At 53.5% G+C, this 13,009-nt stretch carries 5 protein-coding genes, 1 tRNA gene and 2 rRNA genes; 2 read left to right on the plus strand and 6 right to left on the minus strand.

Going from position 1 to position 13,009, the window contains the following annotated elements; all coding sequences use genetic code 11:
• Nucleotides 1-33: 33 nt before the first annotated feature.
• From ACMGGE_RS14925 to ACMGGE_RS14935, 3 genes are all read right to left on the minus strand, one after another.
• A 23S ribosomal RNA gene (locus ACMGGE_RS14925) occupies nt 34-2,939 on the minus strand.
• Between the two features lie 182 nt (nt 2,940-3,121).
• Nucleotides 3,122-3,197, minus strand: a tRNA-Glu gene (locus ACMGGE_RS14930).
• A gap of 85 nt (nt 3,198-3,282) precedes the next feature.
• Nucleotides 3,283-4,824, minus strand: a 16S ribosomal RNA gene (locus tag ACMGGE_RS14935).
• The 16S and 23S rRNA genes sit together here with 1 tRNA gene alongside, the layout of an rRNA operon.
• 494 nt (nt 4,825-5,318) lie before the next feature.
• Here ACMGGE_RS14935 and ACMGGE_RS14940 point away from each other — a divergent pair.
• A complete protein-coding gene (locus tag ACMGGE_RS14940; RefSeq protein ID WP_048030293.1) occupies nt 5,319-6,272 on the plus strand; it encodes a nickel/cobalt transporter in 954 nt (317 codons plus the stop codon).
• A gap of 33 nt (nt 6,273-6,305) precedes the next feature.
• Here ACMGGE_RS14940 and proP read toward each other — a convergent pair whose 3' ends face one another.
• Nucleotides 6,306-7,808, minus strand: coding sequence for a glycine betaine/L-proline transporter ProP (proP, locus tag ACMGGE_RS14945; RefSeq protein WP_024906762.1), 1,503 nt, complete (start codon nt 7,806-7,808; stop codon nt 6,306-6,308).
• A gap of 650 nt (nt 7,809-8,458) precedes the next feature.
• Here proP and kdgT point away from each other — a divergent pair.
• The gene (gene kdgT / locus ACMGGE_RS14950; RefSeq protein ID WP_045909208.1) at nt 8,459-9,451 is read left to right on the plus strand and encodes a 2-keto-3-deoxygluconate transporter; all 993 of its coding nucleotides are present in this window, start codon (nt 8,459-8,461) and stop codon (nt 9,449-9,451) included.
• A 64-nt stretch (nt 9,452-9,515) separates the two neighbouring features.
• Here the strand turns inward: kdgT and ACMGGE_RS14955 are convergent, their stop codons facing one another.
• Both ACMGGE_RS14955 and crfC read right to left on the minus strand, forming a co-directional pair.
• Nucleotides 9,516-10,391, minus strand: a complete 876-nt coding sequence (locus ACMGGE_RS14955) for a diguanylate cyclase regulator RdcB family protein (protein WP_045909207.1) — start codon at nt 10,389-10,391, stop codon at nt 9,516-9,518.
• Nucleotides 10,388-12,733, minus strand: a complete 2,346-nt coding sequence (crfC, locus tag ACMGGE_RS14960; protein WP_235404017.1) for a clamp-binding protein CrfC — start codon at nt 12,731-12,733, stop codon at nt 10,388-10,390. Before crfC ends, ACMGGE_RS14955 begins: the two co-directional genes overlap by 4 nt.
• Nucleotides 12,734-13,009: the final 276 nt, after the last annotated feature.

Here is a 13,009-nt window from a genome sequence, read left to right on the forward strand (position 1 = left end):
TTCGTCTCTTCGCCAAAACATCTTCGGCGTTGTAAGGTTAAGCCTCACGGTTCATTAGTATCGGTTAGCTCAACGCATCGCTGCGCTTACACACCCGACCTATCAACGTCGTCGTCTTCAACGTTCCTTCAGGAGACTTAAAGTCTCAGGGAGAACTCATCTCGGGGCAAGTTTCGTGCTTAGATGCTTTCAGCACTTATCTTTTCCGCATTTAGCTACCGGGCAGTGCCATTGGCATGACAACCCGAACACCAGTGATGCGTCCACTCCGGTCCTCTCGTACTAGGAGCAGCCCCCCTCAATTCTCCAGCGCCCACGGCAGATAGGGACCGAACTGTCTCACGACGTTCTAAACCCAGCTCGCGTACCACTTTAAATGGCGAACAGCCATACCCTTGGGACCTACTTCAGCCCCAGGATGTGATGAGCCGACATCGAGGTGCCAAACACCGCCGTCGATATGAACTCTTGGGCGGTATCAGCCTGTTATCCCCGGAGTACCTTTTATCCGTTGAGCGATGGCCCTTCCATTCAGAACCACCGGATCACTATGACCTGCTTTCGCACCTGCTCGAGCCGTCACTCTCGCAGTCAAGCTAGCTTATGCCATTGCACTAACCTCCTGATGTCCGACCAGGATTAGCTAACCTTCGTGCTCCTCCGTTACTCTTTGGGAGGAGACCGCCCCAGTCAAACTACCCACCAGACACTGTCCGCAACCCGGATCACGGGTCTACGTTAGAACACCAGCCATTAAAGGGTGGTATTTCAAGGACGGCTCCATGCAGACTGGCGTCCACACTTCAAAGCCTCCCACCTATCCTACACATCAAGGACCAGTGTTCAGTGTCAAGCTATAGTAAAGGTTCACGGGGTCTTTCCGTCTTGCCGCGGGTACACTGCATCTTCACAGCGAGTTCAATTTCACTGAGTCTCGGGTGGAGACAGCCTGGCCATCATTACGCCATTCGTGCAGGTCGGAACTTACCCGACAAGGAATTTCGCTACCTTAGGACCGTTATAGTTACGGCCGCCGTTTACCGGGGCTTCGATCAAGAGCTTCGCGTTGCCGCTAACCCCATCAATTAACCTTCCGGCACCGGGCAGGCGTCACACCGTATACGTCCACTTTCGTGTTTGCACAGTGCTGTGTTTTTAATAAACAGTTGCAGCCAGCTGGTATCTTCGACTGATTTCAGCTCCACCCGCAGGGGCTTCACCTACATATCAGCGTGCCTTCTCCCGAAGTTACGGCACCATTTTGCCTAGTTCCTTCACCCGAGTTCTCTCAAGCGCCTTGGTATTCTCTACCTGACCACCTGTGTCGGTTTGGGGTACGATTTCGTGTTACCTGATGCTTAGAGGCTTTTCCTGGAAGCAGGGCATTTGTTACTTCAGCACCGTAGTGCCTCGTCATCACACCTCAGCGTTAATAAGGTACCGGATTTACCTGGAACCTCCGCCTACATGCTTAAACCGGGACAACCGTCGCCCGGCTAACATAGCCTTCTCCGTCCCCCCTTCGCAGTAACACCAAGTACAGGAATATTAACCTGTTTCCCATCGACTACGCCTTTCGGCCTCGCCTTAGGGGTCGACTCACCCTGCCCCGATTAACGTTGGACAGGAACCCTTGGTCTTCCGGCGAGCGGGCTTTTCACCCGCTTTATCGTTACTTATGTCAGCATTCGCACTTCTGATACCTCCAGCATGCCTCACAGCACACCTTCAGCGGCTTACAGAACGCTCCCCTACCCAACAACGCATAAGCGTCGCTGCCGCAGCTTCGGTGCATGGTTTAGCCCCGTTACATCTTCCGCGCAGGCCGACTCGACCAGTGAGCTATTACGCTTTCTTTAAATGATGGCTGCTTCTAAGCCAACATCCTGGCTGTCTGTGCCTTCCCACATCGTTTCCCACTTAACCATGACTTTGGGACCTTAGCTGGCGGTCTGGGTTGTTTCCCTCTTCACGACGGACGTTAGCACCCGCCGTGTGTCTCCCGTGATAACATTCTTCGGTATTCGTAGTTTGCATCGGGTTGGTAAGCCGGGATGGCCCCCTAGCCGAAACAGTGCTCTACCCCCGAAGATGAGTTCACGAGGCGCTACCTAAATAGCTTTCGGGGAGAACCAGCTATCTCCCGGTTTGATTGGCCTTTCACCCCCAGCCACAAGTCATCCGCTAATTTTTCAACATTAGTCGGTTCGGTCCTCCAGTTAGTGTTACCCAACCTTCAACCTGCCCATGGCTAGATCACCGGGTTTCGGGTCTATACCCTGCAACTTAACGCCCAGTTAAGACTCGGTTTCCCTTCGGCTCCCCTATACGGTTAACCTTGCTACAGAATATAAGTCGCTGACCCATTATACAAAAGGTACGCAGTCACACCACGAAGGTGCTCCCACTGCTTGTACGTACACGGTTTCAGGTTCTTTTTCACTCCCCTCGCCGGGGTTCTTTTCGCCTTTCCCTCACGGTACTGGTTCACTATCGGTCAGTCAGGAGTATTTAGCCTTGGAGGATGGTCCCCCCATATTCAGACAGGATACCACGTGTCCCGCCCTACTCTTCGAGTTCACAACCTGTGTGCTTTCGTGTACGGGACTGTCACCCTGTACCGTGCGACTTTCCAGACGCTTCCACTAACACACAAGCTGATTCAGACTCTGGGCTGCTCCCCGTTCGCTCGCCGCTACTGGGGGAATCTCGGTTGATTTCTTTTCCTCGGGGTACTTAGATGTTTCAGTTCCCCCGGTTCGCCTCGTTAACCTATGTATTCAGTTAACGATAGTGCAACGAATTGCACTGGGTTTCCCCATTCGGACATCGCCGGGTCAAAGGTTCATATCACCTCGCCGGCGCTTTTCGCAGATTAGCACGTCCTTCATCGCCTCTGACTGCCAGGGCATCCACCGTGTACGCTTAGTCGCTTAACCTCACAACCCGAAGATGTTTCACTTCTGATTGCGAAAATTTGAGAGACTCGAACACACCTTAAAGATGTGTCGTTTCAATTTTCAGCTTGATCCAGATTTTTAAAGAGCAAATATCTCAAACGTGACTCGCAAGTCAGTTTTGAGATATGACGGCAGGTGACTTTCACTCACGAACCAGCAAGTGGCGTCCCCTAGGGGATTCGAACCCCTGTTACCGCCGTGAAAGGGCGGTGTCCTGGGCCTCTAGACGAAGGGGACACTGAAGTCTCAATCGCAAGACGCCTTGCTATTTACTTTTCATCAGACAATCTGTGTGAGCACTGCAAAGGCAGGTTCTTTAAGGTAAGGAGGTGATCCAACCGCAGGTTCCCCTACGGTTACCTTGTTACGACTTCACCCCAGTCATGAATCACAAAGTGGTAAGCGCCCTCCCGAAGGTTAAGCTACCTACTTCTTTTGCAACCCACTCCCATGGTGTGACGGGCGGTGTGTACAAGGCCCGGGAACGTATTCACCGTAGCATTCTGATCTACGATTACTAGCGATTCCGACTTCATGGAGTCGAGTTGCAGACTCCAATCCGGACTACGACGCACTTTATGAGGTCCGCTTGCTCTCGCGAGGTCGCTTCTCTTTGTATGCGCCATTGTAGCACGTGTGTAGCCCTACTCGTAAGGGCCATGATGACTTGACGTCATCCCCACCTTCCTCCAGTTTATCACTGGCAGTCTCCTTTGAGTTCCCGGCCTAACCGCTGGCAACAAAGGATAAGGGTTGCGCTCGTTGCGGGACTTAACCCAACATTTCACAACACGAGCTGACGACAGCCATGCAGCACCTGTCTCAGAGTTCCCGAAGGCACCAATCCATCTCTGGAAAGTTCTCTGGATGTCAAGAGTAGGTAAGGTTCTTCGCGTTGCATCGAATTAAACCACATGCTCCACCGCTTGTGCGGGCCCCCGTCAATTCATTTGAGTTTTAACCTTGCGGCCGTACTCCCCAGGCGGTCGACTTAACGCGTTAGCTCCGGAAGCCACGCCTCAAGGGCACAACCTCCAAGTCGACATCGTTTACGGCGTGGACTACCAGGGTATCTAATCCTGTTTGCTCCCCACGCTTTCGCACCTGAGCGTCAGTCTTTGTCCAGGGGGCCGCCTTCGCCACCGGTATTCCTCCAGATCTCTACGCATTTCACCGCTACACCTGGAATTCTACCCCCCTCTACAAGACTCTAGCCTGCCAGTTTCGAATGCAGTTCCCAGGTTGAGCCCGGGGATTTCACATCCGACTTGACAGACCGCCTGCGTGCGCTTTACGCCCAGTAATTCCGATTAACGCTTGCACCCTCCGTATTACCGCGGCTGCTGGCACGGAGTTAGCCGGTGCTTCTTCTGCGGGTAACGTCAATTGCTGAGGTTATTAACCTCAACACCTTCCTCCCCGCTGAAAGTACTTTACAACCCGAAGGCCTTCTTCATACACGCGGCATGGCTGCATCAGGCTTGCGCCCATTGTGCAATATTCCCCACTGCTGCCTCCCGTAGGAGTCTGGACCGTGTCTCAGTTCCAGTGTGGCTGGTCATCCTCTCAGACCAGCTAGGGATCGTCGCCTAGGTGAGCCGTTACCCCACCTACTAGCTAATCCCATCTGGGCACATCTGATGGCAAGAGGCCCGAAGGTCCCCCTCTTTGGTCTTGCGACATTATGCGGTATTAGCTACCGTTTCCAGTAGTTATCCCCCTCCATCAGGCAGTTTCCCAGACATTACTCACCCGTCCGCCGCTCGCCGGCAAAGTAGCAAGCTACTTTCCGCTGCCGCTCGACTTGCATGTGTTAGGCCTGCCGCCAGCGTTCAATCTGAGCCATGATCAAACTCTTCAATTTAAGTTTGATGCTCGTGAATTAAACTTCGTAATGAATTACGCATGTTCACTCAGAGACTTGGTATTCATTTATTGTCCAAAGACATTAAGAATCCATGTCACTTTGAGTGCCCACACAGATTGTCTGATAAATTGTTAAAGAGCAGTGCAACGCGGCTTTCGCTCACCGTTGCGAGGTGGCGTATAATACGCTTTCCTCTTACAGAGTCAACCCGTTATTTCAGGATTTTTTCTCTTCAACCGACCGCGTTGTCTGTGAAGTGTTTCACATCCGCCGTGTCGATGGAGGCGCATTATAGGGAGTTCCCGAACGACCGCAACCGAAAAGTTGCAAAAAAATGACTGACTGCTGCATTCCCCAGCAAAACCCCGCCTTATACCCTTTTATGCACATAGTTATCCACAATCATGCACGGGTCCGGACGCGATCCCACGAATTGAGCGGGAAGATCAACTATACTAGCGGCAAATACTCTCCTCTGTGCAGGCCGCTTCATGACCACACAACGCCTCACCCGTGACTGGCGTCTCCCTACCGCTGGGTTGATGCTGCTGGCAATTCTCTTTGCCGGTTTTACCCTGCATACGCACTGGAACGCCTTTATCCAGTGGTGTCTTGCCACGCAAATTACCCTGCACCGTTATCTGGTGATGTACCTGCTGCAGCTGAATAACCACCAGTACAGCGGTGGGTTATGGCTGTTAACGGGGGCTTTCCTTTATGGTGTTCTTCATGCCATCGGACCTGGGCACGGAAAATTCATTGTGACGACCTATCTGACCACCAATAAGGAAAGCGAGCTGGCCGCCCGGGTCGTCCCCTTCCTGGGTAGCCTGATGCAGGGCGTCAGCGCCATTCTGTTTGTCTTTATTCTAGCGGTGGGGTTCAACCTCGCCTCAGGGGATATCAGTACCAGCCGCTGGTACGTGGAGAAGATCAGCGCAGTACTTATTGGCGCATTCGGCGCATTTGTCATTTACCAGGCGCTGAAGAGTCTGCGCCCGCGCAGGATGTCTGTCTCTGCCATTAAGCCGCTTCATCAGCACGACGAACACTGTGGCTGCGGCCATCACGGCGTAGGCACAGACCTGACGCAGGGCGACTGGAAAACCCGTCTGGGCGTGATTCTGGCAATTGGGGCACGCCCGTGCAGCGGGGCGATTATGATTCTGATGTTTTCGAACGCGCTGGGCATTGTTACCTGGGGAGTGGCCGCAGTCATGACCATGTCTCTGGGAACCGCGCTCTCTATTGTGGGGCTTTCCCTGGCTGTACGGTACGCCCGCGAACGTACGGTGACCTGGTTCGGAGAAAGCGCCTCATTAAGCTGGCTGGTGCCGGCAGTCAAAATAGCCGGAGGGATAGTCCTGATCCTGTTCGCGACGGTGCTGTTCCTGACGGTGATCCCCATCAGTGCCAATGGCGACTACATCGCCGCCGGATGCTAATAAAAGAAAACCCGCCGTTGGCGGGTTTCTTTATTACTCGTTGATGCGTGGATGCTGATCCACCAGTCGGGAGCGTTTTTTCTGCAGCTCTTCAATCTCGGCGTCAATATCCTCAATCTTCTGCTCTACATTATCGTAGTGCTCACGCAGGATCTCTTTCGCCTCCTGAATATCCGATGCCGCAGGCGTGGCGCCTTTCAGAGGACGATTCGCCGTCTCCTTCATGGTAATACCGGTAATCAAACCAATCACCGCGATCACCATCAGGTAATAAGCCGGCATCATCAGGTTCTGCGTGCTCTCCACCAGCGAGGCGGCAAGCGTCGGGGTCAGACCGGCAATCAGTACCGAGATGTTAAAGGCCGCGGCCAGCGCGCTGTAGCGAATGTGGGTCGGGAACATCGCGGGCAGCGTTGAGGCCATCACCCCGATAAAGCAGTTAAGGATCACCGCCAGCATCAGCAGACCGGCAAAAATCAGCCCCAGCACATCGCTGTTAATCAGAATAAATGCCGGGATTGCCAGCGCAAACAGCGCAACGCTTCCCAGAATAATGAACGGTCGACGGCCAAAACGGTCACTCAACAGGCCCATAATCGGCTGCACAAACAGCATACCGACCATGATGGCGATAATAATCAGCACACCGTGATCTTCCGAGTAGTGCAGGTTATGCGACAGATAGCTCGGCATGTAGGTCAGCAGCATGTAGTAGGTCACGTTGGTCGAAATCACCAGACCAATACAGGTCAGCAGGCTGCGCCAGTGCTTAGTGGCAATCTCTTTGAACGATACCTTCGGACCATCCTGCAGCCCTTCACGGTCACCCTGTTCCAGCTTATCGACGTGCTGCTGGAACGCAGGCGTCTCTTCAAGCGCATGACGCAGGTAGAGACCAATGATCCCCAGCGGCAGTGCCAGGAAGAACGGTATACGCCAGCCCCAGTCGAGGAAGTTCGCTTCCCCCACTACGGTTGAAATCAGCACCACCACGCCCGCGCCCAGAACGAACCCGGCAATGGAGCCGAAGTCCAGCCAGCTTCCCATAAAGCCGCGCTTACGGTCGGGGGAATACTCGGCAACAAAGATCGAGGCGCCGGTATATTCACCGCCCACGGAGAAGCCCTGTGCCATCTTACAGATCAGCAGCAGAATCGGTGCCCAAATGCCGATGGTAGCGTAAGACGGGATAAGACCGATACAGAATGTACTGATCGACATAATGACGATGGTGATAGCCAGGATCTTCTGACGACCATATTTATCACCGAGCATACCGAAGAACAGACCACCCAGCGGGCGAATCAGGAAGGGGACGGAGAACGTACCCAGTGCGGCAATCATCTGCAGGCTGGGATCGGCCCCGGGGAAAAACACTTTACCTAACGCATAGGCCACAAAGCCGTAGACACCAAAATCGAACCATTCCATCGCATTACCGAGCGAGGCTGCGGTAATCGCTTTACGCAGTTTTGCGTCATCAATAATGGTGACGTCGCGAAGCGTGATGGGTTTAATCTTTTTCCTTCTCAGCATAGCTATCCTCGTTGACTCGGCCCTGTCTGTTTCACAGTCCAGTTTACGTTCTGTGAACCATGGGATCCGCTCCATGCGAATCGCCTTATTCAAGCGTAGCAGGTTTACTTACATTGACGTTTTACGTCGATACAACCGAACCTGTTGACGCCTGCCTGGGCAGTTAATGACCTTTTTACCCTACCAGCGTTTATATTTGTGATCAACTTCACACATATTTCAGCGTCAGGTCAACTCGTTCCCGGATTTGTCAATGAGTGCAAATAAGCACTTTCTCATCCCCGCCTTTAGAGCCCCTTCACACACATCATGAGTTCTTTCTCAACAAAAAAACAAACCACGTTTTCTCACATCCAATTTACATAAATTTTCATCATCAGGAAGCCATCGATGTTTTTACATTGAATATGTGACAAAGATAACTAAAACGATGTTTTATTTTCATTGAATCAATATTCCATTGATCGCATGATAAATCCGAATACAACGTTTCATGTGTTTTCCAATGAGGTCAATCGAGAGCACGCATTTATTTTCCTTGCAGGGTTATCGAGAAATGCCCCTCAAGCACAAACGCCAATCAATTGAATTTATTGACTAAATTTTAGCACCGATCGCCCGTCAGGCGGGGTCAGATGTGAGGATTGTCTATGAAGATTAAAGCCACGATAGAACGCATACCCGGCGGTATGATGCTGGTTCCGCTGGTACTGGGCGCCATCCTGAATACCCTTGCCCCTGATACCGGGGCTTATTTTGGCGGTTTCACAAAAGGCATGATAACGGGCACGGTTCCGATTCTTGCCGTCTGGTTTTTTTGTATCGGTGCATCCATTAATTTACGGGCGACGGGTACCGTATTACGGAAATCCGGTACGCTGGTAATAACCAAAATAGCGGTAGCCTGGGCAGTAGCGATGATATGCGCGATGTTCATCCCGGAGACTGGAATTCAGACCGGGTTCTTCGCGGGATTATCGGTCCTGGCGATTGTCTCAGCGATGGATATGACTAACGGCGGATTGTACGCCAGCCTGATGAATCAGTACGGGACAAAAGAAGAGTCCGGCGCATTTGTGTTGATGTCTCTGGAGTCTGGCCCGCTGATGACGATGCTGATCCTGGGGTCTGCTGGCCTGGCCTCTTTTGAACCCCACCACTTTGTCGGTGCGATCCTGCCCTTCCTGATCGGCTTTGCCCTTGGCAATCTCGATCACGATCTGCGTGATTTCTTCAGCAAAGCCACGCCGGTGCTGATCCCGTTCTTCGGCTTCGCGCTGGGGAACACCATCAATCTGAAGGTTATCCTTGATACCGGCCTGCTGGGTATTGTGCTGGGTGTCGCCGTAATTATCATCACCGGTATCCCGCTAATCATTGCCGACCGCGCGATCGGCGGAGGAAATGGCACAGCGGGCGTCGCCGCCTCTTCAGCCGCAGGCGCTGCCGTCGCCAACCCGGTGATTATTGCCCAGATTAACCCGGCCTTCGAACCGGTGGCCGCTTCCGCGACGGCGCTGGTTGCGGCCAGCGTGATTGTCACCGCGATTCTGGTGCCGATCGTCACGGCGCTGTATGCGAAACGCTACGGGAATATGCAAGAGACCCAGCCTGAACCGAAACCAATTGAAATGAATCATTAACGCGCCGCACCAAACCACTCCCTCTCCCCCCGGGGAGAGGATCAAGGTGAGGGGAAGAAGGGATTCACCCAAAAATCTCTTCCACCATCCCGTCCACCAGCCGTTTTGCCGAACAGAGCCTCGGCATACCCAGCGCGACGGTCTGCCAGTTTTGCGTCACTGACCAGCTCACCGGATGCTTATCCGCCTGACACCAGTCCCCCAGCCAGCCCAGCATATCTTTATGATCGATCAATCCCGGCGAAGCCGGCGTTGTCAGCCACTGGTGATAAAAATGGCGGGTCGTGGGGGAGGCATTGATGCCCTGCGCCAGATAGTTAGCCGCCATGCTGCGCAGGTTATCCTTAAGCATTGCCGCCACATCTTCGTTCGCGAGACGGCATGCGTCGCCAAATGCCCCCCAGCGCAGCTCCTCCAGGACGATAAAACAGCGCCCGGCCAGCGACCAGCCATCATAATGCCCGGCCCGCCAGCGGGTAAAAATTTGCTCGCTGTGCTCACCCGCCTGCACCGTCAGGCCGCGCTGGGTCAGCGCCTTTTCCTTATAGGCTGCGCGTTGGGTAAAATGAGACACGAGATCGGCGTACTGCTGCGTCAGTCCAGGGGACTGCAGGGTGCGCGGGTGAGTCTGCTGACGCAGCGCAATCAGCTTCTCTGCCATCAGCGTCAGCGCGAGATGACCCGGATCAAGCATGCTGGCCAGTTTTTCCGCCAGCCCCAGGCGCAGCCCCGCATTTTCATTGAGCATCCCCGCCATCGCCCAGGGGCGTAGCCGGGTATGCGTCATGATTTCCTGCGTCAAACGCTCACGAAACTGCAGCTGCTGTGGTCCCAGGCGAGGATGACGCGCTGCGTCTCCCCCCTGCACCAGATCGACCATAAATTTTGGATTAATACACTCCAGCGTTCGCCCGGGGCCGTCCAGTAGTGGTGTTGTCATGGTTGCTCTGCCGCGAATAGGGTTTGAATATCATCGCGTAACAGTCGGGTATCTTCCTGTATCCACGTCGCAGTAGTGATGCTTTGCTTCAACAACTGGCAGAGCGCTCGGGTTGAGTGCTCATTTTGCTGACGCACTGCGAGGCTATCACGCAAGCTTTCCTGTAACCCGGTCAGGCACAACGAAAATTCTGCAAAGAACGTCGCCATTCCTGCCGTAACAGAGACATCGACCTGCGCGGACAAAGCTTTACGTATTTGTTCACAAAACTGATCAATATGTTGCTTAAATTTGTCATGTAGCTGCGCAATGTCGATAACATACCGCGTGCGCGTTTCCACATACTCGTCCCAGCCCCAGCCCGGATTATTGAGCCAACGAGAGACCGTTTCACGCATGCTGCTCCCGCCGGAGGGAGGGACGGCCTGGCTGTCGTCCTGAGCAATCGCATCGTTGAACAGCGCCCGCGTATTGAAGTTAAGCTGGCTTGCCTGAAACGCCGGGAAGCTGATCCGTGCCCGAAAACCCGCATGGCTCAGATGCTCTTTAATACGCGTTTCGATGGGACGCATGGCTTCGTTCAGAGAGCGTGCCAGCGTGGACTCCAGCTGATCGAAGCGTAACGCCAGCTCCCGGCCGATCTTCGTCTGGGCATCCAGCATCACCTGCTCGCAGGAGGCGCGTAATTTACTCAGCGCAATCTGCGCCTGCCCTTCATCGTCCAGAACCAGCTGCTTCAGCACCTCACCGCGAAGGTTCTGCCGTTCGGTGCCTGGCAAATCAAGAATCGGGTGCGTGCTGAACACCAGGTCAATCTCATGATGTAGCGCGGTTTTTTGGGACCCGATAAAGTCCGCGGTAGCGCTCAGCGCTTCCTCAACCTCGTGTTTCACCTCATCGCTCACCACGCACTGACGCGTCTGCAAAAGCGCCATGTCCTCTTCCAGACGTGCGATATTCAGTTCGAGCGCCTCAAAGGCCACCGTCAGCCCCTGATAGCGGAAATCGAGATACTCGCGGGCATTTTGCGCGTAGTTGAGCAGCTTATGCGAGGCCGAACGCAGCGCGTATAGCGAGGCATTGGCATAGGCGGCGTAAATCAGCTTACGTATCGGTTGCTCGAAGAGCGAATCTTCCCAGAGCAAATCGGCAGAATGTCGGATATGGTCGATATCGTCCAGGTCCGCCGTACGCCAGCGACGTCCGAGTGCCGCTTCGGCGAAATCCTGCACCCAGGGTTGCTCCTGATGATCCGGCAGTTGCCCGTGCGTACTCAACTCGTAGCGCGCGCGGTTCGCCAGATACGCCCACATGGACGACACGGGATAAATCTGCCCAGGCGAAATATTGCCTTTCATTAAGGTGCCGGAGATCATCGCCCGGATTTGTTCTTCATCGTCGCTATTGCGATCTTTCTGATCGAATTTATTCACCAGCGCATACAGCGGCACCGATTTTCCCGCCGCGGAAATGGCCTGGCGGACTTCTTCATCAGAGATGGATTTAAGCTGGGTATAATCCATCACGGCCAGCACCGCCGATGCGCGAGAGAGTTGCTCGCTGAGCATTTTTTGCAGATGCGGCTGTCCGGCCTCGTTCGGCCCGGGTGTGTCGAGCAGCGTCAACTGCCCGAGGTGGGCATCCAGGCCCGCAAGATGCACGAACTCCACTTCAATGACCGGGATATGTTCGATAGCCGCATATTCCGAGAACGGAAACGCCACGCCCAGCGCCTGGGAAAGTCTCACCAGGTCATTGAGGCTTTTCAGACAATGAAATATCGGCTGCGCGCCCAGATGATGCTTCTCAAACGCTTCCCCTTTTTCAATGCGCTCCAGCAGCGTATTCATGTCTTTATCAATTTCCAGACGCTGGGCCAGCTTCCCGCGATCGTAATCGCATAGCTGTTTCTGAAGCAGTTGGATCAATTCATCAATCGGGGAGGCATGAGAGAAATGCAGCACCGGCTCCTTCTGGCCCGGCGTGTGGCGAATCAGCGTCGGCAGCGCCGTCATCGGACGATTGCGGTTCGGCAGCACTTCGGTACCCACAATCGCATTAATGGTGGTCGATTTTCCCGCTTTCATGGTGCCCACAATGGCCAGGACCATTTCCAGCCGGGTTATTTTCCGTAATTCATTATTCAGCATCGCCTGCTGCGCGTCGACGCCGCGCGCGCTAAAATGCAAAGGTAAAACGTTGTTCGTTTCGCCTGTAATAGCAGCCGCAGTGCTCTCCAGCATTGCAGTCGGCATTGATTTCAACGTATCAAGATTTTGCAGGGCAAGCTGTAACAAACGCTCCGCTTCCTGGCTTAATTCAAAAATGGTCTGTGTGTGCATGATAAAAGCCTTTCCTTAACGCAAATTTATTACTTTTATTAAGCCACTTGTTTTAATTATGTCGTTCAGGCTTATATGATCACGTGTGGAAAACATGTTCGCCGAAATATAACTGATTGAAGATAATCAGAAATAATTCACTATCCTTGCATGGCGTGTATAGCTTCTCTCCTGGCCCGTTAGCCAAAAGAAAAAAGCGTAGCCCATTTTTAAGAAACTTCAGGATATATCATCATTATTTATCCACCTAAAAAGAGAGGTAATGCGCCACTGCCA

The organism is Enterobacter sp. BNK-22 (assembly GCF_048684805.1).
Lineage (GTDB): Bacteria > Pseudomonadota > Gammaproteobacteria > Enterobacterales > Enterobacteriaceae > Enterobacter > Enterobacter quasiroggenkampii.